23 protein-coding genes and 1 tRNA gene are annotated in these 22,358 nt (G+C 67.4%); 20 read left to right on the top strand and 4 right to left on the bottom strand.

Annotation, left to right across the window (positions count from 1 at the left end; genetic code table 11):
- Positions 1-4: 4 nt before the first annotated feature.
- Positions 5-652, bottom strand: coding sequence for a 3-oxoacid CoA-transferase subunit B (locus BHE97_RS01620; protein ID WP_087622270.1), 648 nt, complete (start codon positions 650-652; stop codon positions 5-7).
- 79 nt (positions 653-731) lie between these two features.
- A complete protein-coding gene (locus tag BHE97_RS01615; RefSeq protein WP_087622269.1) occupies positions 732-1,439 on the bottom strand; it encodes a CoA transferase subunit A in 708 nt (235 codons plus the stop codon).
- 154 nt (positions 1,440-1,593) lie between these two features.
- Here BHE97_RS01615 and BHE97_RS01610 point away from each other — a divergent pair, with 154 nt between their 5' ends.
- The 5 genes from BHE97_RS01610 to BHE97_RS01590 all read left to right on the top strand — a co-directional run bounded on the left by BHE97_RS01610 (position 1,594) and on the right by BHE97_RS01590 (position 5,189).
- Positions 1,594-2,367 (top strand): IclR family transcriptional regulator, encoded by a 774-nt coding sequence (locus tag BHE97_RS01610; protein WP_087622268.1) that lies wholly within the window; start codon positions 1,594-1,596, stop codon positions 2,365-2,367.
- A gap of 106 nt (positions 2,368-2,473) precedes the next feature.
- Positions 2,474-2,941 (top strand): tRNA adenosine deaminase-associated protein, encoded by a 468-nt coding sequence (locus tag BHE97_RS01605; RefSeq protein WP_236757479.1) that lies wholly within the window; start codon positions 2,474-2,476, stop codon positions 2,939-2,941.
- On the top strand, positions 2,938-3,387 hold the full coding sequence (gene tadA / locus BHE97_RS01600) for a tRNA adenosine(34) deaminase TadA (RefSeq protein WP_272896888.1): 450 nt from the start codon (positions 2,938-2,940) through the stop codon (positions 3,385-3,387). Before BHE97_RS01605 ends, tadA begins: the two co-directional genes overlap by 4 nt.
- Positions 3,388-3,483: 96 nt before the next feature.
- Positions 3,484-4,584 carry an LLM class flavin-dependent oxidoreductase gene (locus BHE97_RS01595; protein ID WP_087622266.1) on the top strand — a complete coding sequence of 367 codons (1,101 nt, stop codon included), beginning with the start codon at positions 3,484-3,486 and terminating at the stop codon, positions 4,582-4,584.
- Entirely contained in the window at positions 4,581-5,189 is a 609-nt protein-coding gene (locus BHE97_RS01590; RefSeq protein WP_087622265.1) for a CE1759 family FMN reductase, read from the top strand. Before BHE97_RS01595 ends, BHE97_RS01590 begins: the two co-directional genes overlap by 4 nt.
- 6 nt (positions 5,190-5,195) lie before the next feature.
- On the opposite strand, the gene BHE97_RS01585 is transcribed toward BHE97_RS01590, so the two are convergent.
- Together BHE97_RS01585 and BHE97_RS01580 are read right to left on the bottom strand one after the other, a co-directional pair.
- Positions 5,196-6,101: a carbon-nitrogen hydrolase family protein gene (locus BHE97_RS01585; protein WP_087622264.1), complete on the bottom strand. Its 906-nt coding sequence runs from the start codon at positions 6,099-6,101 to the stop codon at positions 5,196-5,198.
- Positions 6,101-7,474 (bottom strand): solute carrier family 23 protein, encoded by a 1,374-nt coding sequence (locus BHE97_RS01580; protein ID WP_087622263.1) that lies wholly within the window; start codon positions 7,472-7,474, stop codon positions 6,101-6,103. Before BHE97_RS01580 ends, BHE97_RS01585 begins: the two co-directional genes overlap by 1 nt.
- 309 nt (positions 7,475-7,783) lie before the next feature.
- On the opposite strand from BHE97_RS01580, the gene BHE97_RS01575 reads away from it, so the two are divergent.
- The 15 genes from BHE97_RS01575 to BHE97_RS01505 all read left to right on the top strand — a co-directional run bounded on the left by BHE97_RS01575 (position 7,784) and on the right by BHE97_RS01505 (position 22,357).
- A complete protein-coding gene (locus BHE97_RS01575; protein ID WP_170931191.1) occupies positions 7,784-8,869 on the top strand; it encodes an ABC transporter substrate-binding protein in 1,086 nt (361 codons plus the stop codon).
- Complete coding sequence (locus BHE97_RS01570; protein ID WP_170931190.1) at positions 8,856-9,650, top strand: ABC transporter ATP-binding protein; 795 nt, start codon at positions 8,856-8,858, stop codon at positions 9,648-9,650. The genes BHE97_RS01575 and BHE97_RS01570 overlap by 14 nt, the downstream gene beginning before the upstream one ends.
- Before the next feature lie 10 nt (positions 9,651-9,660).
- Positions 9,661-10,494, top strand: a complete 834-nt coding sequence (locus tag BHE97_RS01565; protein WP_087622260.1) for an ABC transporter permease — start codon at positions 9,661-9,663, stop codon at positions 10,492-10,494.
- On the top strand, positions 10,491-11,204 hold the full coding sequence (locus BHE97_RS01560) for a cupin domain-containing protein (RefSeq protein ID WP_087622259.1): 714 nt from the start codon (positions 10,491-10,493) through the stop codon (positions 11,202-11,204). The genes BHE97_RS01565 and BHE97_RS01560 overlap by 4 nt, the downstream gene beginning before the upstream one ends.
- 109 nt (positions 11,205-11,313) lie before the next feature.
- The gene (locus BHE97_RS01555) at positions 11,314-12,126 is read left to right on the top strand and encodes a cupin domain-containing protein (RefSeq protein ID WP_170931189.1); all 813 of its coding nucleotides are present in this window, start codon (positions 11,314-11,316) and stop codon (positions 12,124-12,126) included.
- Positions 12,123-12,962, top strand: coding sequence for a nitrilase-related carbon-nitrogen hydrolase (locus BHE97_RS01550; RefSeq protein ID WP_087622257.1), 840 nt, complete (start codon positions 12,123-12,125; stop codon positions 12,960-12,962). The genes BHE97_RS01555 and BHE97_RS01550 overlap by 4 nt, the downstream gene beginning before the upstream one ends.
- Positions 12,959-13,819, top strand: coding sequence for a xanthine dehydrogenase family protein subunit M (locus BHE97_RS01545; RefSeq protein ID WP_087622256.1), 861 nt, complete (start codon positions 12,959-12,961; stop codon positions 13,817-13,819). Before BHE97_RS01550 ends, BHE97_RS01545 begins: the two co-directional genes overlap by 4 nt.
- Positions 13,816-16,203 carry a xanthine dehydrogenase family protein molybdopterin-binding subunit gene (locus tag BHE97_RS01540; RefSeq protein ID WP_087622255.1) on the top strand — a complete coding sequence of 796 codons (2,388 nt, stop codon included), beginning with the start codon at positions 13,816-13,818 and terminating at the stop codon, positions 16,201-16,203. Before BHE97_RS01545 ends, BHE97_RS01540 begins: the two co-directional genes overlap by 4 nt.
- Positions 16,200-16,682 (top strand): (2Fe-2S)-binding protein, encoded by a 483-nt coding sequence (locus tag BHE97_RS01535; protein WP_087622254.1) that lies wholly within the window; start codon positions 16,200-16,202, stop codon positions 16,680-16,682. The genes BHE97_RS01540 and BHE97_RS01535 overlap by 4 nt, the downstream gene beginning before the upstream one ends.
- A complete protein-coding gene (locus tag BHE97_RS01530; RefSeq protein WP_087622253.1) occupies positions 16,679-19,036 on the top strand; it encodes a xanthine dehydrogenase family protein molybdopterin-binding subunit in 2,358 nt (785 codons plus the stop codon). The genes BHE97_RS01535 and BHE97_RS01530 overlap by 4 nt, the downstream gene beginning before the upstream one ends.
- A gap of 5 nt (positions 19,037-19,041) precedes the next feature.
- Positions 19,042-19,881, top strand: a complete 840-nt coding sequence (locus BHE97_RS01525; RefSeq protein ID WP_087622252.1) for a cyclase family protein — start codon at positions 19,042-19,044, stop codon at positions 19,879-19,881.
- Positions 19,882-19,900: 19 nt separating this feature from the next.
- Complete coding sequence (locus tag BHE97_RS01520) at positions 19,901-20,569, top strand: SRPBCC family protein (RefSeq protein ID WP_170931188.1); 669 nt, start codon at positions 19,901-19,903, stop codon at positions 20,567-20,569.
- Positions 20,566-21,132 (top strand): carboxymuconolactone decarboxylase family protein, encoded by a 567-nt coding sequence (locus BHE97_RS01515; RefSeq protein ID WP_087622250.1) that lies wholly within the window; start codon positions 20,566-20,568, stop codon positions 21,130-21,132. The genes BHE97_RS01520 and BHE97_RS01515 overlap by 4 nt, the downstream gene beginning before the upstream one ends.
- A 7-nt stretch (positions 21,133-21,139) precedes the next feature.
- On the top strand, positions 21,140-22,105 hold the full coding sequence (locus BHE97_RS01510) for a quinone oxidoreductase (protein ID WP_236757490.1): 966 nt from the start codon (positions 21,140-21,142) through the stop codon (positions 22,103-22,105).
- A 165-nt stretch (positions 22,106-22,270) separates the two neighbouring features.
- Positions 22,271-22,357: transfer RNA gene (locus BHE97_RS01505), tRNA-Ser, on the top strand.
- Position 22,358: the final 1 nt, after the last annotated feature.

The raw sequence follows: 22,358 nt of genomic DNA, 5'->3' as shown, positions 1-22,358 counted from the left end.
CAGGTCACGCGGAGACCGACTCCGCGCGAGTCAGCGGGGCATCCGTCATGGCGACGAGGTCCTCGAAGCTCTCGCCCGGTGCGAGCCGCAGCACGCGCAGGCCCTGTGGGGTGACGTCGATGACAGCCCGATCGGTGATGATCCTGTCCACCACCCCGAGACCCGTCAACGGCAGGGTGCAGTCCTCCACGATCTTCGGCGTGCCGTCCTTGGCCACGTGGTCGGTGATGACGACGATGCGTCGCGTGCCGGCGACGAGGTCCATCGCCCCGCCCATCCCCTTCACGAGAGCGCCCGGGACCGCCCAGTTGGCGAGGTCGCCGTTGGCGCCGACCTGCAGGGCTCCGAGGATGGCGATGTCGACCTTGCCACCGCGGATCATCGCGAAGGACTCCGCGGAGTCGAAGAAGGAGGCGCCGCTGCGCGTGGTGACGGTCTGTTTGCCGGCATTGATGAGATCCGGGTCCTCCTCTCCCTCCCAAGGGAAGGGGCCGAGCCCGAGGATCCCGTTCTCGGACTGGAGTGTCACGTGGACTCCCGGCGGCACATGGTTGGCCACGAGCGTGGGGATGCCGATGCCCAGGTTGACGTAGTCGCCGTCCCGCAGCTCCAATGCCGCGATCGCGGCCATCTCCTCGCGTGTCCAACTCATGCCGCCACCTCCACGAAGTGCGCCAGGGTACGGAGGTGTCGGCATGGCGTGTTGTTTGATCGTCGCTCGCTACGCTCGCTCATGCCGGTACTCCTTCGGGTCGGGGGCGGGTGGTGCGTTGCTCGATGTGCTTGGGCTGGTCGGGAACATGCACCAGCCGGTGGACGTAGATGCCGGGCGTCTGGACCAACTCGGGGTCGACGGCGTCGACCAGGTGCTCCGCCTCAGCGATCGTGACGCGACCGGAGGTGGCCGCGACCGGATTGAAGTTGCGGGCTGCGAGCCGGTAGCGCAGGTTGCCGAAGCGGTCTGCGGTGTGGGCATGGACGAGGGCCAGATCGGCGACGATCGCCCGCTCCTGGAGATAGGTGATGCCGTCGAACTCGGCCGTCGGCTTGCCCTCGGCCACGACAGTGCCCACGCCGGTGCGGGTGTAGAAGGCCGGAATCCCGGCCCCTCCTGCTCGGAGTCGCTCGGCGAGGGTGCCCTGCGGTGTGAACTCGACCTCCAGCTCACCGTCGAGGTACTGCTGGGCGAACAGCTTGTTCTCGCCCACATAGGAAGCGATGACCTTGTCGACCTGACCGTTCTCGAGCAGGAGCCCGAGGCCTTTGCCGTCGACGCCCATGTTGTTGGACACGATGGTCAGTCCGGCGACGCCGCTGTCGCGGACCGCCTCGATGAGCGCACTGGGGATGCCGCACAGTCCGAAGCCGCCCACCGCCAGGGTCATTCCGTCGCGCAGGCACCCGTCGAGCGCCTCACCGGGTGATGTCGCAAGCGTCATGACCGACCTTTCGTTCGCTGAGCAGATACCTCATCAACGTTGCCGGTCGGCGTTCTAGTGAGCAATAGCAGGACATACATCGCGAATGAAGTGCTCACAGTACGAAAGGGGACCGCTCGGAGCGTCCAGTCAGTGAACGCTTAGGATCGTGCCCATGCCGCAGACTCCTCCCCACGTGGTCGCGCGGGTCGGTGCCGTCCTGCGGGCAGTGGCGGCGAGCGAGCCCGATGGTGTGACCACCACCGAGGTCGGCCGTGCCTCGGGCCTGGCGCGAGCGACGGCGCATCGCCTGCTGGTATCGCTGTCCGATGAGGGACTCGTCGACCGCGACCACCGGTCGGGGCGATGGTCATTGGGGCCCGAGCTCTATCTGCTGGGCATCGCGTCGGCGCGCCGTTACGATGTCGCGGACGTGGCCAGGCCGGTGGTCGAAAGGCTGGCGAGGGAGACCGGGGAGAGCGCCTTCTTCAGCGCGCGGCGTGGAGATGAGACCGTGTGCCTCCTCGCGGAGGACGGTAGCTTCCCGTTGCGGTCGCATGTGCTCCACGTAGGCATCCGCTTTCCTCTGGGGGTCGCGTCCGCCGGCATGGCGATCCTGGCCCACCTGCCCTCCCGGGAGAGCGAGGAGTATCTGAACCGGGTGGATCCTGAGGTCCTGGCGGGACATGGGCATGACGTGTACCAGGTCAGGGTGGGTATCGCTCAGACGCGCGAGACCGGCTACGCCGTCAATCCCGGCCTTCTCGTCCAGGGGAGCTGGGGGATGGGCGCGGTGGTCTTCGACCGGGATGACCGCCCCGCGTGGGCCCTGAGCCTGACCGGGGTCGAGGCGCGATTCGGGCCCGACCGTCGCCCCGAGCTGGGTGCTGCCCTGCTCGAGTCGGCGCATGCGCTCTCGAAGGCGATCGTCGCCTCGGCTCGTCGGTGAACACCGGTCGAGCGACCGGTCCCGGTCCCGAATCTCCCAGGAGTGGCGGGGTGTCGCCTGCGTCTGTCACGATGGCGGACGGGACCGTGGCGAGCCAGGAGGAATCGTGACCGAGGACGATGTGGACTTTGTGGTGGCCGCCTACCGGGATGACGGCGACTGGTCGCTCATGGAGCTGCCGCCCACGCTGGGTGAGGACTTCGCCGGCCTGAGCGAGGCGCTGCGCCGATTCCCGTCGGAGGTCGGCACACTCGCGCTGGTTTCGGTCAAGGACGACTTCTTCGCGATCGTGCGCCGCAGCGGTCCGCAGGTGCGTGTGCTGTTGTCCGACAACACCGCTACGCTCGACTATCCCCTGGCGGCCGATATCGCCGAGGCGCTCGATGCTCCCGACCCCGAGGACGACGACCCGGTGGAGCCGATCGGCGATCTGGAGATCCTCGCGGATCTCGGCGTCGCCTCGGTCGAACTGTCGCTGCTGTGTGAGGACGATGATCTCTATCCCGATGACGTCCTGCTCGATATCGCCGGGCGACTCGGCTTCCGCGATCAACTGGAGACGATCGTCGGGTGAGCGACGAGTCGTGGATGCGGCGCGCGCTCGCCCTGGGCGCGCAGGCCGCCTCCGCGGGTGATGTGCCGGTGGGTGCGCTGCTGATAGGTCCGGAGGGCGCGGTCCTGGGGGAGGGCCGCAACACGCGTGAGCGCGATCGTGACCCGACTGGCCACGCCGAGATCGTGGCGATGCGGGCCGCGGCGCGAACCCTGGGGGAATGGCGGCTCGAGGGCTGCACGCTCGTCGTCACGCTGGAGCCGTGCACGATGTGCGCCGGCGCCTTGGTCGCGGCGCGTGTCGAGAGACTGGTCTTCGGAGCCTTCGACGACAAGGCCGGGGCGGTCGGGTCGCTGTGGGACGTCGTACGGGATCGCCGCCTGAATCATCGTCCCCAGGTGCATGCCGGGGTGCTCGCCGCAGAGTCGACCGCGCTGCTCCGGGATTTCTTCACCGCTCGCCGCTGACGCACCGCCCTGACCCACCCCCGCCCGAGTCTCGGGAATGACCACGCGGCCCGCCATGTTAAGGTAGTTAAAGATTCAACTACTGAGGAGCAGGCCATGCAGATCGGCATCTTCACCGTCGGTGACGTCACGCCCGATCCGGTGAACGGCACGACGGTCACCGAGCACGAGCGGATCAAGAACACCGTCGAGATCGCCAAGAAGGCCGATGACATCGGCCTGGACGTGTTCGCGACCGGCGAGCACCACAACCCCCCCTTCGTCCCGTCGAGCCCGACCACCACGCTCGCCTACATCGGCGCGCAGACCAAGAACCTCATCCTGTCGACATCGACCACGCTCATCACCACCAATGACCCGGTCAAGATCGCGGAGGACTACGCCACGCTGCAGCACCTCGTCGACGGCCGCATGGACCTCATGCTCGGCCGCGGCAACACCGCGCCGGTGTATCCCTGGTTCGGCAAGGACATCACCAAGGCCGTCGAGCTGACCATCGAGAACTACCAGTTGCTGCGCAAGCTCTGGGACGAGCCGGTCGTCAACTGGGAGGGCAAGTTCCGCACTCCGCTGCAGAACTTCACGGCCACTCCGGCGCCCTTGGACGGGGTCGCTCCCTTCGTGTGGCACGGCTCGATCCGTACCCCGGAGGTCGCAGAGCTGGCGGCCTACTACGGTGACGGCTACTTCGCCAACAACATCTTCTGGCCGAAGGAGCACTACATCCGGCTGATCAACTTCTACCGCCAGCGCTATGCCCACTACGGACACGGAACGGCGGAGCAGGCGATCGTCGGCCTCGGCGGTCAGTTCTTCATGCGCAAGAACAGCCAGGACGCCGTCAACGAGTTCCGGCCGTATTTCGACGTCGCGCCGGTCTACGGACACGGCCCGAGCCTGGAGGACTTCACCTCCCAGACGCCGCTGACCGTGGGCAGTCCGCAGCAGGTGCTGGAGCGCACGCTGGAGTTCGCGGACTTCTTCGGCGACTACCAGCGTCAGCTCTTCCTCGTCGACCACGCGGGCCTGCCGCTGAAGACGGTGCTCGAGCAGCTCGACCTGCTCGGCGAGATCCTCCCGACGATGCGCGAGGAGTTCACCAAGCGCCGCCCGGCCGGTGTCCCGGATGCTCCCACGCACGCCGCTCGTGTCGCCGCCCGCGACGTCGCGGCCACCGAACAGGAGGTCACCCGATGACCACGCGCATCGTCGTCATCTCGGCGGGTCTCGGCGAGCCGTCGACCACGCGTATGCTCGCGGACAAGATCGCCGCGTCGGCGAGCGAGGCCCTGGGCGATGCCCAGCTCGAGATAGTCACTCTGCGCGATCTGGCCCACGAGATCACCGATGCGAGCCTGACGGGGTTCGCGGCGCCGCGACTGCAGCACGTCTACGACCAGGTGACGGCAGCTGATGCGCTGATCGTCACCGTGCCGATCTTCAAGGTCGCGTATCCGGGGCTCTTCAAGTCCTTCGTCGATGCCATGGACAGCGATGCCATCATCGGCAAGCCGGTGCTCCTCGCGGCCACCGGCGGGACCGCACGGCACTCGCTGGCGATCGAGAGCTCGTTGCGCCCGTTGTTCGCCTATCTCCAAGCATTCGTGGTGCCGACCGGCGTATTCGCGTCGCCACACGACTGGGGTTCGTCGGGTGAGAACGCACTGCAGCGTCGCATCGACCGCGCGACGGGCGAGCTCGCGAGCGTGCTGCGCGGCGGCGGCACCGGCCGCTCCCGCGACGAGGACATCGACCTCTTCAGCGACACCATGCTCTCCATCAGCAACCCCGACCTGCGCTGACCCCTCTCAACGGGTTGGGTGGCGAGTGAGTTCTTCATACAGCTCCGGTCGCCGCCAGCTCATATGGCCGGGGATCGTGCGATAGGGGGCGGGGATGATGAGCTCCTCGGTCGCGCTGCGCAGATAGCGGAGACGATCGAGGTCGAGATCGGCGGCCAGGATCCCTGGCTGCCCGGATTCGGCGAGGACGCGCTCGGGCCCGTAGATCCCTCCGATGCCCGTCGTGATCCCTTTCCGGGGCGGCGCGAGGTCGACCCCGCTGGGATTGAACTGATCACCGATGGCGGGATCCATCAGGTTGACCAGCGTGGCGGTGTAAGCGTGGTTCTCGATGGCACGCGCCCTCACCAGGGTGCGCCAGTTCTCCGTATAACCCAGCTCGTCAATGAGCAGGCCGGACGGATACAGGATGATCTCCGCCCCCTTGAGAGCCAGGATGCGGCTGACCTCCGGCAGGTGGACCTCGGAGCAGACGGAGACCGCCAGCCTCCCCCAGCCCATGTCGACGACGGGGAAGGCATCGGCGGCGACGTAGTCGAAATTCCACTGCTCACCGTCCCGGTAGATATACGGGCCCTCCGGGTGCGTCCGGTGATATGCGCCGCGCTCGATTCCTTCGGCGTCGACGATCACCGTCGTGATGTGGAAAGATCCCTCGCGGCCTGGGACGGGGCGCGATGTGCCGTAGGCGACCGCGACGCCGTGCTTCCGGGCTGCCGTTGCCATCGTCTCGGCGACCTCGTAGCGGTTCGTCTCGGTGAACGGACCGGGGTAGTTCTCGGCGAAGGCGAGCAGGTCGACACCCTGGGTCGCCGCCCGCTCGAGGAGCATCACGGCGTTCTCGAGATTGCGCTGCTCGTCGCTGCCGAAATAGGTCATCGTCTGGGCGAGGCCCAGGCGTACCGTGGACATCACTCGTCCTCCACGGGCAGCGGCCGAGGAATGCGGCTCTTGCGGGCGGTGATGAGTGGCCGGATGCCGTAGTTGACCAGCAGATGCAATCCCAGCAGGAGGATCACGCCGACCATCATCGGGTTGGTCACGATGCTCTCGACCGAGGGACCCATGGCGGAGACGATCGACTCCGGCAGGAACTGCGTTCCCAGCGAGATGATGAAGGCCGGTGCGGCGACCATCATGTTCAGATCGTCCCAGTCGACCTCAGCGAGCATCTGGATGCCGGAGACGGCGATGACACCGAAGAGGATCGTGGACGCCGCCGCCAGTACCGGCATCGGCAGTCCGGCGATGAAGAGTCCCACCTTCGGGATGAAGGCCAGGACGAGGGCGACCGCCCCCGCGGTCGCGGTCACGAAGCGGCTCCCGACGCCCGACATCCGGACGATACCGGCGTTCTCGGGATAGGACGTCGTGCCGATGCCTCCGAAGGCCGCGCCGGCGACCGATCCGGTGAACTCCGCGAAGAGTCCCCGGTTGACGCGTTCGACGGGAACGGTGCGACCGCCCCAGCTGCTGACGAGCCGGAACATGCCCATCGATTCGGTGCCGCCCTGTAGGAAGGCCAGGAGCATCAGGACGACCACCGACCACTCGACTCCGAAGCCGAAGGGGAGGAACTGGGGTGTTCCGATGATGGAGACCTCCGAGAGGTCCGGGGTGTTCCAGAGCCCGCAGACGGCAGTCAGGGCGGTGCCGGCGACGATCCCCCAGAAGATCGCACCCCGGCGTAGCAGCGTATTGCCACCGAAGATGGTGAACGCCATGACGAAGACCACGGTGGCGAGGCTGAGGAGGAAGAAGGGCCAACCATAACCGCTGGTGCCTTCGGTGCCGAACCACCCACTGAGCCCGATCGCGGCGAGCTGTCCGCCGATGATGACGAAGAGGGTCCCGAAGACGAGCGGATCTGATGCCACGCGGGAGATCTGCCCGAAGAGCCCGAATCTTCGCGACGGCAGGCTGAGGAGGGCGAAGATCGCGCCCGCGACCATCATCGAGCCGAAGGCCGTGCCGAGACCGAAACTCGCGCCGGAGGCGATGATCGCCACCATGAACGCGGCGGTCGGCCCTTGCACGATCGGCAACTGGAGGATCCGGCTGGACTGAAGGATCGTGATGAGTCCGGTCATGAAGAAGCAGCCTTGCGTGATCCAGCCGACCTCCCGGGCACTGAGGTCCAGCGAGACCCCGATGATGCCTGGAAACAGCCAGATGCCGGTCAGGGCGAGCAGGTGTTGGAATCCGAAGAGACCGGTCTTGGCCGGTGGGAGCTTCTCATCGAAGCCGATGCTCAACAACGGTGTCCGGGGTGGTGTGGTGGTCATGGCGACTCCGGCGTGACTCGACTGGGGTGATCGGCCCGGGTGGCGTGGATCACATGTCGGCTATCTTGGACCACCGAGGTTATTCAATCAAGTCAATCTTTTTTCAAACCAGTTAACTTGGCCCGATCCCCTGGCGTGGCGGCCGCCTTCGCGCAGATGTGAAGCAGTTTTAACAGTGCTGAAACTTCAGGCCTGTTGACTTCTCTTCAACATCGCTTATTCTCGATGTCATGTGATGCGGATCACTGCACAGCTTTCTCCTCGCATCACAGGAGATTCCCGCGGCTCGTCGATCAAGTGAGGGTGAACATGAGGAAACTATTTCGGATTGCTGCGCCGCTGGCGCTCGTCATCGGCTTGGCCGGCTGCGGCAGCTCGAGCGGCAGCGGAGAGGGTGACGGGGACGGCTTGACGGTCATGCTCTCGTACAAGAAGTCGATCTACTGGTTGCCGATGCTCATCGCGCAGGACCAGGGCTACTTCGAGGAGGAGGGGGTCGACGTCGAGTTCGAGGAGACCAACGGCTCGGGCTTCGTGACCCAACAGCTCATCGCGGGCAATGTCCCGGCCGGCTGGGCGGGCGCACCCGATGCCGCCGTCGCCTTCTCGAAGGACGACAACCTGCGGGCGCTCATGTGCAACCCGCCGCAGAACATCTTCCGTATCGTGGTTCCCGAGGACTCGGAGATCGAGAGTGTCGAGGACCTCGCCGACAAGACTCTCGGGATCGCCGAGGCGGGCGGCGGTGAGGAGCCGATCGTCAACGCCTCCTTGGAGGCGGCCGGTCTCCAGCGCGATGCCGATGTCCGTATCCTGCCGATCGGCGACGCCGGCCCCGCCTCGTTGAATGCGATCCTGCAGGGCCAGGTCGACGCTTATGCCGGCAGCTATCCCGATATCTCGACCCTCACGGCCGACGGCCGGTTGACGACGCGGGACATCACGCCTGAGCAGTACAACGCGATCCCCGGTGACTGCCTGGTCACGACGGTGGAGGCCCTCGAGGACGAACAGGTGCGCGACCAGCTCGTCGGTATGGCGAGGGCATGGTCCCGTGGCGCCGTGTTCGCCGCGGAGAACCCCGAGGCGGCTACGACCATCGCCTGCCGCGTCGTCCCCCAGGAGTGTGAGGACATGGACTTCGCGACCACCTACGTCAAGGACACGATCGACCTGTCGGGTATCGCCGACGCTACGGACACCCCCTTCGGCTACGTCGACGACAGCGCGTGGCAGACGACCTTCGAGGTGCTCACCGGTTCCGGCGCTATCACGGGTGATCCCGATGCGGGGACCTTCGCCGGCGGCGAGCTCGCGGAGCAGTTCGCCGCGGACTACTGGGACTTCGACATCGCCACGACGCAGGAGGAGGCCAGGAACAGTGACGGTAACTGAACAGCCGCAGTCCATGACCCGCGAGGGGATCACGATCCGTTCCCTCAGCAAGATCTACGACACCGCCGACGGGGGCGAGGTCGTGGCCTTGCGCAATGTCGACTTGCAGATACGACCGGGGGAGTTTGTATCCTTCCTCGGGCCGAGCGGCTGCGGCAAGTCCACCTTGCTGCACATCATCGCCGGACTGCTTCCCCAGACGACCGGAACCGTCGATGTGTTCGGCACTCCCGCGGCGCCGGGGCGGCAGGACAGCGCGATCATGCTCCAGACACCGGTGCTCTTCCCCTGGCGCTCCGTGCTCGACAACATCCTCCTGCCGGTGGAGATCCTCGGTCTGGATCGTTCGAGTGCCACGGCGAGGGCGCATGAGCTCCTCGAGCTGACCCACCTCACGGAGTTCGCGCAGAAGAACGTCTGGGAGCTCTCCGGTGGGATGCGTCAGCGTGTCAGCCTGGCTCGTGCACTCGTCACCGACCCGGCGCTGCTGCTGATGGACGAGCCGTTCTCCGCGCTCGACGAGTTCACGCGCGAGCGGCTCAATATCGAACTGGCGCGGCTGCACGAGGAACTCGGACGGACGACGCTGTTCGTCACCCACAACATCTCCGAGGCCGTGTTCCTGTCCGATCGCGTCGTCTGCATGCGGCCACGTCCCGGTGAGGTCATCGACGTCATCGATATCGCGTTGCCACGCCCACGGTCCGCCGAGCACCTCGCGAGTGCCGCGGCCATCGAGAACGAGGGCCTCGTGCGCGAGGCCATCGCCGAGTACATCTAGAGAGGCCACCATGTCCACCAGTACTGAGCTCCAGGCGCCTCCGACGCGAAAGGACACGGTCACGAAGGCGAGACGTCCTGCTCGCCGGGGGCCGTGGGCCAAGGCGTGGCCGCCGATCCTCGTGATCGCCCTCTTCCTGCTGCTGTGGGAACTCGCGTGCCGTGCGGGTCTCGTGAACGAGATCATCGTCCCGCCGCCCTCGGATGTGGCGGTAAGTCTCGTCTCGATGCTCGACAAGGCCTACTTCTGGGAGGCCACCTGGGTGACGATGGCCGAGACGATCGCCGGCTTCCTGATCGGAGTGATCCTCGCCTGGGCGATCGGCACGGCCCTCGGAATGTATGACTGGGCGAAGACCGCGTTCTACCCGATCGTCGTCGGCTTCCAGATCACGCCCCGCGTCGCCTTGGCGCCGCTCTTCCTCACCTGGTTCGGCTTCGGCCTCACGTCCAAGGTGGTCATGGCGGCCACGATCTGCTTCTTCCCGGTGCTGCTCAATGTCATGGTCGGGATGGACACGGTGGACAAGAACGCCCGCACCCTCATGCGATCCCTCGGAGCGAGTCGATGGGAGGAGTATCGCAAGCTCGTGCTCCCCTCCTCCTTGCCGCTGATCTTCGCCGGGATCAAGAACGCCATCACCTTGGCGCTCATCGGCGCGATCGTGGCCGAGTTCGTGGGTGCGTCGCGAGGCATGGGCGTGCTGATCAAGTCGCTGAACTTCCAGTTGGACGTCGCCGGTGGCTTCGCCGTCATCGTGGCGCTGATGATCTTCGGACTCATCCTGTACTGGATCGTCGAGTACATCGACTCCAAGGTCGTGTTCTGGCGGTCGCATACATGAGACGTCCGGACGGGGGAGACGGCGGCGAGGGCGCGGACGCGACGGGAGTCGATGTGGCCAAGGGGGACCTGGACTACACTATCCGGGATCGACGCGGCGCGCGGGAGGAGATACCGGTGAAGATCCCCGCTCGGAGCGGTGCTGGTGAGCCGAACCCGGCTGACGAGACCATCCGCAAAGTGGGGTCGACGATCCGGGCGCGCCGCAAGCAGATCAACATGACCTTGAACGATCTCGCCGAGAGCACGGGCGTGTCGGTGTCGATGCTGTCGATGCTCGAGCGCGGGGTCGCCGGAGCGTCGATCGGCACCCTCGTCGCCGTCGCTTCTGCGCTGCGATTGCAGATGCACGATCTCTTCGATCACCCCGAGGCCGAGAGCGTGTCGCCAGTGACTCCGCGCGCCGCGCAGACCGAGGTCGAGACCGGGGAGGGGGTCGTGCGCCGTATCGCGCACCATGCCGCCGACCGTGGGCTCGAGATGGCGGTCAACGAGTACGCCCCAGGTACCGCGAGCGGCGACAAGCCGGTCCACCACGGGGGACGTGAATACGGCATCGTCATCAGCGGCTCGTTGACCGTCGAACTCGCCGGAGCCAGCTACAAGCTCCGCGCCGGCGACGCGATCAGCTACGACTCCTCCACTCCGCACCGCATCGCGAATGAGGGCCGTTCCTCCGCGCGTGCGGTCTGGGTCAACCTGCTCGACTGAGCGTCCCGGCGTCGGACGCGGGCCTCCCCATTCGCGCAGATTTCAATTACACTTAACAGAAATTCAAGAAGAGTCCGCCTGGCGGACGATGGCAGTGAGGAACAATGTCATGACACATGAAGCAGGCCACGCCCGGATCATCGGACGGGACGCGTGGGGGCCGGAGCTCGACATCGTCCTGGGGGACGGGTCGTGTCGCGAGGTCATCGGTCCCCGGTCCGGAGCGAGCCTGCGCAGTCTGTACGCCATCGAGCTCGCCGAGGGCGCCTCGACGATCTCCCTGCGCCACCGGGTCGAGGCCGTCTACTACGTGATCGACGGCAAGGCATCGGTGGAATCCGCCGACGCGGGTGAACGCCTCACGCTCGAGGAGGGAGCGATGTTCCACGCCGCGCCCGGCACCGACTACCGCATCGTGGCCTCCTCGAGAGCGTTCCTGATCGGCGGGCCGTCCCCGGTCGACCCCGCATTCGGCACACCGGCCGCCGAGGTCGACGCCACCGACACGGGCACACCGGAGCTCCGAGGATTTCACCGCGATGATCCCGGACTCATGGTGCCCTTCATCTCCGCCGATGCTCGACTCGTCGTCTGGTACGGCGCACGGGCGGCGACTGCCAATATGAACTATGTCGTGCTGGAGCCGGGTGAGCGGAACACCGAACACGTGCATCGGTACTCCGAGGACACGATCTACATCGTGGAGGGCCGGGGTACCGCCGAGGACGTCACGAATGGTGCGAAACTGTCCTTCGGACCGGGCGACGTGGTCCATATCCCCGCCGGCGTCATCCACGCGGTGGCCGCCGATCTGGGGGAGAGGGTGATCAGCGTCGGCGGCCCGTGTCCGGCGGATCTGGACATGCTGCGTGCCGTCGGCGTCGATGTCGAGGGACTGACTGCGGAGCTCGAGCTCTCATGACCGTCGTCGCCCTCGAGCAGACCGCACCCGTGCCGGGCCGCAGCGTTGACAACATCGCGGAACTGCTCGGTCGGGCGCGCATGGCGCTGCGCGAGGGCGCCGACATCGCGGTCTTCCCTGAGCTCGCCGCGAGCGGCTACGTCGTCGACCGCGCCGGCGTGGAGTCCAGTGCCCAGGCCGTGGACGGCCCGCTGGTGAACGACCTGATGGCCGTGGCCGCCGCCCACGAAGGCCTGGTCGCGGCCGGCTACTGCGAGCGGGACGGCGACGAGTACTTCAACAGCGTCGTGCTCGTCGGCGCGGACGGGCCTCTGCTCAACTACCGCAAGCTGCACCTCTTCGACGCGGAGAAGGAGGCATTCACCCCGGGCGACCACCTCGAGGTCGTCGCGACGCCGTACGGAGTCCTGGGCATCTGCGTCTGCTATGACCTGCGTTTCGTCGAGACCCTACGGCTGCTGTCCCTGAAGGGCGCGGAGATCGTGCTCGCCCCGGCCGCGTGGGTCGGTGGTTTCGATGCCGATGTCCCGGCGGAGGGGCTCGTCCAACAGGCCGAGGCAGTGCTGGTCCAGGCGAATCTCGACCAGGTGGCGGTCGTGGCGGTCTCGCAGGCCGGTGAGCACCCGGGCGCGCGGACCCTGGGCGGGTCGGTGGCCGTGGATGCCCGCGGCCGGCTACTGGCGGGACCGCTGTCGAGGCGCGAAGCGGATCGCGCCAGCGCGGTCGTGGACCTCGCCGACGTGCGGGCGGCCCAGGAGCGGTCGGCGCGGATCAGGCCCCGTGCCGACCGGAGAACCGATGTGTACGGCGTCTATGACGGCAAGGAGATCTGGTGAAACCAAGCGCATTCGACTACGTCAGGCCGCTCAGCCTCGACGAGGCGATGGAGCAGCTCGCGATCGACCCCTTCGAGAGCAAGGTGTTGTCCGGTGGCCAGAGCCTCATCCCGATGATGAACTTCCGGCTGGCGCGGCCCGAGCGCCTGATCGACATCAATCGGGTACCCGGCCTCGAGGGCATCGTGCCGGGCCAGGACCGTGTCACGATCGGTGCGCGCACTCGTCATCTCGCCGTCCAGAACACCGGTCTCCAGGGGCCGCTGGGTTCCTTGCTGCGTACGGCCGCCGCCCAGGTCGGGCACCTGCCGATCCGCACCCGGGGCACCTTCGGTGGGTCGATCGCCCACTGCGATGCGGCCTCGGAGTGGTGTCTGGTGGCGCGGTTGCTCGACGCCGAGATGACCGTCCGCAGCACACGAGGTGAGCGTACGATCCCCGCGGCCGACTTCTTCCAGGCGATCTTCACGACCGCGATGGAGCCCGATGAGATCCTCACGTCCATATCGCTGCCTGCGCTCGATGACCATCATGTGACCGGGATCGCCGAGTTCGCGCGACGAGCCGGGGACTTCGCGATCGTGGCCGCCACGGCGGCGGTGAAGATCGAGGACGGTGTCGTGACAAGAGCGCGGGTGTGTCTCGGAGGAGTCAGCGAGGTGCCGTGGCGCAGCCAGGCCGCCGAGTCCGCCCTGCTGGGCAGCGCGTGGTCGGCAGGCGCGGTGGCCGAGGCGGCGGCCGCCGCCGCGGACGAGGTCGATCCTCCCTCGGACTCCCACGGAGACGCCGACTACCGCCGCGACCTCGTCCGCGCTCTGCTTCCTCGAGCGCTGAACACCGCGGGGGCTGGGTCATGAACACGGCCGAGCCGCGTAGCTGGACGGGTCGCGCCATGCCACGGCTGGAGGACCCGGCCATCCTGCGTGGCTGGGGTCGGTACGTCGCCGACGTTGCCGCAGGCGACGACTGTCTGCACGTGCGATTCGTGCGGAGCTCGCATGCCGCCGGACGGATTCGCTCGATCAGCGCTCCCGCGCACGTCACCCTCGTCACCGCCGCTGACCTCGCGGGGCTCCATCCGATCCGCGCCGTCCTCGACCGCCCGGACTATGTGACGGTCGCGACGCCGATCCTCGCCGACGATGTCGTGCGCTTCGTCGGCGAGCCGGTGGCGGCCGTGCTCGCGCCGAGCGAGGCCGAGGCAGAGGACGCCCTGGACGAGGTCGTGGTCGATATCGAGCCACTGCCGGCGGTGCTCAGCGCCGAGGCGGCGAGCCGGCGCGACGCCCCGCTCGTGCACGATACGGAGTTCCCCGGGGACCCGAACACCGTGGTCGACGGCCGTATCCATACACCGGGGTTCGACGAGGCCGTCGCCTCCGCGGACCGCATCGTCACTGTCCAGGTGGGGTCCTCGCGGCAGAGCGCGATGCCCCTGGAGGCCCGCGCGAGCCACGCGGCCTACGACCGAGCCACCGGGCGGGTGACATTGCATGCGACCCTGCAGATGCCGCACATGACCCGGACCGGGATCGCCGACTGCCTCGGCATCCCCGAGGACGACCTCCGTGTGATCTCCCCCGATGTCGGCGGCGGCTTCGGTGCCAAGATGACGCTCGCACGTGAGGACATCGTGGTCGTGCACCTCTCCCGGACGCTGCGACGCAATATCGCCTGGATCGAGACCCGCGAGGAGAACTTCCTGGGGGCATGGCACAGCCGTGAACAGGTCTACGACATCGAGGGAGCCTTCAGCGCCGCAGGCGAGTTGCTGGCCCTGCGCGGGGACCTCGTCTGCGATGTCGGGGCGTACAGCTGCTATCCGGTGACCTTCGGGGTCGAACCGCTGATGGCGATGGCTGAGCTGCCGGGCTGCTATCGGGTGCGCGAGTACTCGGTGCGCTCACGCGGCATCCTCACCAATAAATGTCCGATCGCTCCCTACCGCGGTGTGTCCCGACCGGTCCAGGTGCTGGCGATGGAGCGTCTCATGGATGTCGCGGCAGCCGAGCTGGGCCTCGACCCGGTGCAGATCCGCCGCACAAACCTGGTGGGCGAATTCCCGCACCGCACGCCCTCCGGACTCGTGCTGGACGACGCGTCCCATCTGGAGACGCTGCAGCTCGCGGCGGACATGGCCGATCTCGCGGAGTTCCGGGAGAGGCAGCGAGCCGCTCGGGAGGCGGGGCGCTATCTCGGGATCGGATTCTCCAGTTTCGCCGAACGTACCGGTTACGGCACTCCCGCCTTCGCGGCCCGGTCCGTCCCGATGACCCTGGGGCGCGAAGAGATCGCGACCGTCACGCCTGGAGCCGAGCGGGTCATCTGCACGATGGATCCCTCTGGAGGGGTGACGCTGCGGATCGGTGCCTCTCCGCACGGACAGGGGTTGCGGACGACCCTCTCCCAGGTGGTCAGCGATGCCCTGGGCATCGAACCCTCCTCCGTCCGGGTGATCGATTCCGACACGGATACCACGCCCTACGGCTGGGGGAGCTTCGCCAGCCGGGCCATGGTCATCGCGGGTGGAGCCACGTTGATCGCCGCCCGCGAGCTGGCTGAACGGCTGCGCGTGCTGGCGGCGCACCGGCTTGGTGGCCTGCCCGATGACATCGATCTGGTGGAGGGACACGCGCGTCGCCGTGACACCGGGGAAGAGATCGCGCTGCGTGTCCTCGCCCGTGACACCTACCACAATGCCCAGCTGATCCCGGACAAGGGCCAACCGGCGCTGGAGGCGGTGGGCGTCTACGACCCCGCCGGAACCTTCGCGAATGCGTGCCATGTCGCGGAGGTGGAGGTCGACCCGGACACCGGTGAGGTGCGGATCGAGCGGTTCCTGGTCGCCGAGGACGCGGGGCGGCTGGTGAACCCGGCGGTCGTCGACGGGCAGATCCACGGAGGCATCGCCCAGGGCATCGCCAATGCGCTCTACGAGGAGCTCATCTACGACGAACGTGGCGTGCTCGTCACGACCTCGCTGATGGACTATCTGCCGCCGACGGTGGCCGAGATCCCGCCGATACGGATCGCCCATCTCGAGACGATCTCCCCCGCCTCGATCACCGGGGCCAAGGGAGTCGGCGAGGGCGGAACGATCGGAGCCCCGGCGGCCATCGCGAATGCCGTCTCCGATGCGCTCGCTCCGCTGGGCATCGGAGTCTTCCACCTGCCTGCCACGCCGCACCGATTACGAACGATGATCCGGCAAGCCAGCCGAACGAAGGAGGCCGCGTCATGACCCGCTCCACGGTGCCTGTGCGCCTATATGTCAATGGAGACCGGTACGACATCGATATCGAGCCACGACGGACCCTGGCCGATGCGCTGCGGGAGGACTGCGCCCTGACGGGCACGCACCTCGGTTGCGAGCACGGGGTGTGCGGTGCCTGCACGGTGCTCCTCGACGGCCAGCCGGTACGCGCTTGTCTGATGTTCGCGGTGCAGGCCGAGGGAGCCTCCGTGCGCACGGTCGAGGGGCTCGCGCCCGATGAGGAGACCCTGCACCCGGTGCAGAAGGCGTTCTGGGAGCATCACGGCCTGCAGTGCGGCTTCTGCACCCCGGGCTTTCTCACCCTGGTGACCGGATACCTGGAGGAGCACCCGGAGGCTCAGGAGGACGAGCTTCGCGATGTGCTGTCCTCGAATCTCTGCCGCTGCACCGGATATCAGAACATCGTCACCGCGACGATGTCCGCGGCGGAGGAGATGCGCGGGTGATCGGTTCACGAGCTCTCCGGATCGAGGACCGGGTCCTGTTACGTGGGGCCGGACGGTTCGCCGCCGACACCCAGCGTGCCGGCGAGCTGCACATGCGCGTGGTGCGGTCACCCGTCGCCCACGGGCGCATCGTGTCGATCGACGGCACCGAGGCCCTGCGGCTCGAGGGCGTGACAGCGGTCTGGACCTATGCGGATGTCGCCGACCTCCCGGCGATCGGGTTCCGGCTGACTCCGCGCGAGGAGCTGTTGCCCTACCGTCAGCCGGTGCTGGCACGCTCGGTGGTGCGCTACGTGGGCGAGCCGGTCGCGGTCGTCTTCGCCGAGTCATCGTATCTGGCCGAGGACGCGGCCGAGCTCGTCGACGTGGAGATCGAATCCCTCCCCGCTCATCTGGACCCCGATGCCGAGCCGGTCGTCTGGGTCGATGCCGAGCAGGCCAGCTGGGCCGCGGGGAATGGTGAGAGACTCCCTGCCCAGGACTCCGAGGCGAGTGTCTTCACGATCGGCTATGGCGACGTGGATGCGGCCTTCTCGTCCGGCGAGGGACGGGTCTTCACGATGGATGCGCGCATCGGACGCCACACCGGTGTGCCGATGGAGTGCCGCGGCCTCGTCGCCGTCTACGACGAAGCGGAGGGCCAGCTCATCGTCGACGGTGCCGCGAAGGTGCCGTTCTGGAATCGCGAGGCCATCGCCGCCATGAACGGTCTGGCTCCGTCCCAAGTGGTGGTGCGAGAGACCCATGTCGGTGGCGGTTTCGGTCCGCGCGGGGAACTCTATCCCGAGGACGTGCTGGTGACCGTCGCGGCGATGCGCCTACGGGCGCCCATCAAGTGGATCGAGGACCGTCAAGAGCATCTGATGGCGACGAACCACTCCCGCGGGCAGCATCACCGGCTGCGGGCGCTGGTCGACGAAGACGGGTACATCCGGGCGCTCGACGCGACCTTCACCCTCGATCAGGGGGCCTATGTGCGCACCCACGGCGCGACCGTCGCCTCGCTGACCGCCTCGATGCTGCCGGGCCCCTATGTCATCGACAACCTCCGGGTCACCGCGCATGTGCGCCTGACGCACAAGACGCCCGCGGGCACCTATCGCTCGCCGGGACGCTATGAGGGGACCTTCGCTCGCGAACGGCTCATCGATGCCATCGCGCACGGTCTGGGACTCTCGCGTGAGCAGGTGCGACGACGCAACCTCATCGGTCCCGAGCAGATGCCCTATGAGCGGCCGATCCAGGCGATGGGCACGCACTTGGTCCACGACTCCGGGGACTATGCGTTGTTGATCGACAAGGCGGCCGAGCGTTTCGACTTTCCCGCGATCCGCGAGACGGTCTCGCGCCGGCGTGCTGCCGGCGAACGGGTCGGATTCGGCTTCGGGTACTTCGTGGAGAAGAGCGGGATCGGGCCCTCGGAGGGTGCTCGGGTCGTCGTCGACAGCGCCGGGGCGGTGACGGTGCTCTGTGGAGCCTCATCGGTGGGGCAGGGCGTCGACACGGTCCTCGCGCAGGTCGTCGCGGAGGTGCTCGATGTTCCCCACGACTCGATCCGGGTCGTGCGCGGTCGCACCGATCAGTTCCAGTACGGGCGCGGCGCGTTCGCGACCCGCTTGACTGTCATGGCGGGATCGGCCGCCCTGAATGCTGCGAAGGCGGTGCGCGACAAGGCGTTCCGGACCGCGGCGGCCGAGCTCGCCGTCAGCGTCGAGCAACTGCGGATCCGTGGCGGTGTCGTCGAGGTCGAGGGTGCGGAGCACGGGGGCCTGGACCTGGGACAGATCGCCGGGATCCTGGAGCCGCTCCGGGCCAGTGAGCTCAAAGAGGAGCCGGGGCTGGCCGCTGACGGCTGGTTCCACACCGATCACATGACCTACCCGTACGGCCTGCACGCGGCTCTCGTGCGGATCGACGAGGGGACCGGGCGGCTCGAGGTCGAGCGCTTCATGGTCGCCTACGACGTGGGACGGGCTCTCAATCCGCTGCTGGTCGAGGGCCAGATCGCCGGCGGAGTCGCCCAAGGGCTCGGCGGGGCGATGTACGAGGAGTTCCTCTATGCCGCCGACGGCACGCCGCAGTCCACCACGTTCATGGACTACCTCGTGCCGACCGCGGCGGAGGTGCCCCCTATCGAGATGCTCGTGACCGAAGACGCCCCCAGCCCCCTCAATCCCCTCGGGGTGAAGGGAGCGGGGGAGGGCGGTACCACCGCGGTGGCCGCCGCGATCGCCTCGGCCGTCGATGACGCCCTGCAGAGGCCGGGGGCCATCGACTCCGTCCCCATCAAGCCGGACACCCTGCGCCGGCTCCTCCAACCGACCACCACGCACGACGTCCCTACGAAGGAGTAAGCACCATGCGCATCGTTGATCTGACCCATCCCTGGGGTATCCACACGCCGGGCTGGGTGGGTTATCCCGGCGGCAAGATGTACTACACGCAGAATCTGCAGACGAATCAGATCGTCTCGCAGAAGATCGAGACCTCCTTGCACAGCGGCACGCACCTGGACGGTCCGATGCACGGCACCGATGGCGGGTTGGACATGGCCTCGCTGCCGCTGACCAAGCTCATCCACCCCGGAGCGATCGTGGACGTCTCCGATGCGGTCTCGGACTGGGACCTGATCGAGCCGGAGCACATCACCGACAAGGTGGAGGTGAAGAAGGGCGACATCCTCATCATCCACACGGGCTTCCACCGCTACTACCAGGGTCAGCCGCAGCAGGATCTCGTGCGGTACTTCACGATGCACCCAGGCGGCAGCGTGCGCCTGGCGCGGTGGATGGCGGAGATGGAGATCCGCTGGTGGGGCATCGACGCCGGTTCGGGCGACCATCCGATGAACACCACCATCCGCAACATGCGGCCGGACCTCCTCAAGCGTTTCGAGGAGCACGTCGGGATGAGCCATCATGAGTTCTTCGGCGGCGACTACCACTACACGCACCATCTGTCGGGACGTGAGGTGTCCTCGGACATCTTCCCCATGCACCACCTGGCCTTCCAGGACGGCTGCATCCACGCCGAGAACGTGGGCGGCGATATCGAGCAGGTGCTGAACACGCGCGCCATCATCGGCGCCTTCCCGTGGAAGATCGAGGGCGGCGAGGCGTGCCCGTGCCGCATCATGGCCTTCTTCGATGCCGGAGAAGACGAGGTCATCGAGGGTCTCGCCGGGTTCGCGGGCCGTTGAGGCGGGAAGGGTAACGAACATGTTGTTGAAGAACGAGTTCACCATCGACGCGGGGATGGAGGAGACGTGGGCACTGCTCACGGATCTGGAGCGCATCGCCCCCTGCATGCCGGGGGCGGCCCTGGAAGGACGTGACGGCGAGGACTACCTCGGCGGAGTCAAGATCAAGGTGGGTCCCATCGGCGCCCACTTCAAGGGGACGGCCCGCTTCGCGGAGAAGGACGACGCGGCCAAGTCGGCCGTCATCGCTGCGGCGGGCAAGGATCCGAAGGGCCAGGCCGCCGCCAATGCCCGTATCTCGGCCCGGCTGGAGAAGGAGGGGGAGACGCGTACCCGCGTCCTGATCGACACCGAGCTGGACATCTCCGGGCGGATGGCGCAGTTCGGGCGCGGAGCGATCGCGGATGTCAGCAACCGCCTCATCGGTCAGTTCACGGACAACCTGAGCCGAGAGCTCGCCGGAGGAGGGGCCGCGACCCGAGCCGAGGAGCACACGACGGCGCCCGGTGCCGGTCCGGCTCAACCGGCTGCGGCTGCGGGTGCGACGACGACCGAGGGCGCCGACGCGGGCCTCGATGCGATGTCGCTGCTGGTGCCGATGGTGAAGGAGCGGTACGGCCAGGCGATCGCCGGGGGTGTCGCCGGTCTCGTGCTCGGCTGGCTGCTGTGGGGAAGGAGAGCACGATGAGACTCAAGAAGCTGGTGCCCGGTGAGCTCGACGACGAGCAGCGCGCCGTCTATGACGCGATCGCCGGCGGAGACCGCGCCAAGGGCAAGCAACTCTTCCCCCTGGTCGACTCCGACGGCTCTCTGACGGGTCCCTTCGGGGTCATGCTGCACGCCCCGCGGATCGGGGACCGGCTGCAGGCCCTCGGCTCGGCGATCCGGTTCCAGACGAGCCTGACCGATCGGGTGCGGGAGATCGCGATCTTGCAGGTCGGACAGGCGCTCGGGAGTGAGTTCGAGTGGTGGGCCCATGAGCGCATCGCGCGCTCGGTCGGCGTCACCGATGAGGAGATCACGGCCATCTCGCTGGGCAGTTTCCGCGGCCGCGATGAGACCGAGCAGGCCAGCTACGAGGTGGTCGCCAATCTCCTGCAGTCGAGTGTGGTCACCGATGAGGAGTTCGAGCGGGCCTCGGCGATCCTGAGCGATCGGGAACTGGTCGAGTTGTCGGTGCTCGTCGGCTACTACCGCACGCTCGCGCAGACGATGACGCTCTTCGGCGTCGGCATCCCGGACGAGGAGTGATGTGACGATGGTGCAGGCGATGGCCGCCCACGGTACCGGAGGCGTGGACGTGCTCAGGCTCGTCGAGATCCCGGAGGTCGAGCTCGCGCCCGGGGAGGTGCGGGTCGCGGTCCGGTTGAGCGGCGTGAACTTCTGGGACGTGATGCAACGCCGGGGACTCGTGCCGCTGGGACCGGCGGATGTCCCCGGGGTCGAGGGCGTCGGTGAGGTGATCGAGGTCGGAGCCGAGGTGGACTCCTTGCGCGTCGGCGATCGGGTGGCATGGAGCAAGGTTGCGGGCAGCTACGCGCAACAGGTGGTGGCCCCGGCATGGATGTTCGTGCCGGTGCCGATCGAGCTCGCCGATGAGGACGCTGCCCGGGTTCTCATGCAGGGCGTGACGGCGCAGTACCTGGCGGAGTCCACGTGGCCGCTGGAGTCCGGGGACAGCGCGGTCGTGATGGCCGCGGCCGGCGGTGTCGGGACGCTCTTGACGCAGTTCTTGGTCGCCCGAGGTGCGCGGGTCATCGGGGTCGTCTCGCGGGAGGAGAAGCGGGCGACTGCCCTCAGCGCGGGCGCGGAGAACGTGCTGGTGGACTCCGAGCGGCTGGTCGAAGAAGTTCGACAGCTGGTCCCCGATGGCGTCGGCGCGGTGTTCGACGCCAACGGCGGTGACGCGGCGTTGCGCGGCGTCGATCTGCTGAGACACCGGGGTGCGCTGGTCCTCTACGGTGCCGCGAACGGTCCGGTTCCACCTTTCGATCTCGGCCGCCTCGGGAATGGGTCCCTATACGTGACCCGCGCCTCCGGACGCGACTATGCGCGGACCGAGGAGGAGTGGCGGGGCCGGGCCGATGACGTCCTGGCGCGTGCCGCGGCAGGGACACTGCGGCCGATCGCGGGGGGCGTCTGGCCGCTGAGTGAGGCGGCGGAGGCACACCGCCAGCTGGAGAGCCGCGCGTCGACCGGCAAGCTGCTGCTCGCCGTGTCGTGATGCCCACCCGAACCCGTTGAGTGTGACGTTTGGACGGCAGAAACCGACTTCTCGCCGCCCAAACGTCACACTCAACGGGTTCGTTTGCTGACGATGAGAATCCGAAGAGTCCTGAGGATCACCCGCCGCGTGAACGGTGATGGGGGTTCCGGTAAGGTACTTCGCGGTGGCGTGTCCGAGCGGCCGAAGGTGCATCACTCGAAATGATGTGTGGGGTCAAACCCACCGTGGGTTCAAATCCCACCGCCACCGC

This window comes from Aeromicrobium sp. PE09-221, from assembly GCF_002174305.1.
Taxonomy (GTDB): domain Bacteria; phylum Actinomycetota; class Actinomycetes; order Propionibacteriales; family Nocardioidaceae; genus Aeromicrobium.
The sequence above is the reverse complement of the archived record's forward strand: the minus strand, read 5'-3'. Positions and strand labels throughout refer to the sequence as shown.

Excerpts from the sequence above, each read along its gene's own strand:
- BHE97_RS01515 (WP_087622250.1), top strand. The coding sequence starts at position 20,566 with ATGAGACTCAAGAAGCTGGTGCCCGGTGAGCTCGACGACGAGCAGCGC.
- BHE97_RS01540 (WP_087622255.1), top strand. The coding sequence starts at position 13,816 with ATGAACACGGCCGAGCCGCGTAGCTGGACGGGTCGCGCCATGCCACGG.
- BHE97_RS01620 (WP_087622270.1), bottom strand. The coding sequence starts at position 652 with ATGAGTTGGACACGCGAGGAGATGGCCGCGATCGCGGCATTGGAGCTG.
- BHE97_RS01510 (WP_236757490.1), top strand. The coding sequence starts at position 21,140 with ATGGTGCAGGCGATGGCCGCCCACGGTACCGGAGGCGTGGACGTGCTC.
- BHE97_RS01575 (WP_170931191.1), top strand. The coding sequence starts at position 7,784 with ATGAGGAAACTATTTCGGATTGCTGCGCCGCTGGCGCTCGTCATCGGC.
- BHE97_RS01555 (WP_170931189.1), top strand. The coding sequence starts at position 11,314 with ATGACACATGAAGCAGGCCACGCCCGGATCATCGGACGGGACGCGTGG.
- BHE97_RS01520 (WP_170931188.1), top strand. The coding sequence starts at position 19,901 with ATGTTGTTGAAGAACGAGTTCACCATCGACGCGGGGATGGAGGAGACG.
- BHE97_RS01565 (WP_087622260.1), top strand. The coding sequence starts at position 9,661 with ATGTCCACCAGTACTGAGCTCCAGGCGCCTCCGACGCGAAAGGACACG.
- BHE97_RS01560 (WP_087622259.1), top strand. The coding sequence starts at position 10,491 with ATGAGACGTCCGGACGGGGGAGACGGCGGCGAGGGCGCGGACGCGACG.
- BHE97_RS01615 (WP_087622269.1), bottom strand. The coding sequence starts at position 1,439 with ATGACGCTTGCGACATCACCCGGTGAGGCGCTCGACGGGTGCCTGCGC.
- BHE97_RS01595 (WP_087622266.1), top strand. The coding sequence starts at position 3,484 with ATGCAGATCGGCATCTTCACCGTCGGTGACGTCACGCCCGATCCGGTG.
- BHE97_RS01535 (WP_087622254.1), top strand. The coding sequence starts at position 16,200 with ATGACCCGCTCCACGGTGCCTGTGCGCCTATATGTCAATGGAGACCGG.
- BHE97_RS01525 (WP_087622252.1), top strand. The coding sequence starts at position 19,042 with ATGCGCATCGTTGATCTGACCCATCCCTGGGGTATCCACACGCCGGGC.
- BHE97_RS01585 (WP_087622264.1), bottom strand. The coding sequence starts at position 6,101 with ATGTCCACGGTACGCCTGGGCCTCGCCCAGACGATGACCTATTTCGGC.
- BHE97_RS01580 (WP_087622263.1), bottom strand. The coding sequence starts at position 7,474 with ATGACCACCACACCACCCCGGACACCGTTGTTGAGCATCGGCTTCGAT.
- BHE97_RS01590 (WP_087622265.1), top strand. The coding sequence starts at position 4,581 with ATGACCACGCGCATCGTCGTCATCTCGGCGGGTCTCGGCGAGCCGTCG.
- BHE97_RS01610 (WP_087622268.1), top strand. The coding sequence starts at position 1,594 with ATGCCGCAGACTCCTCCCCACGTGGTCGCGCGGGTCGGTGCCGTCCTG.
- BHE97_RS01550 (WP_087622257.1), top strand. The coding sequence starts at position 12,123 with ATGACCGTCGTCGCCCTCGAGCAGACCGCACCCGTGCCGGGCCGCAGC.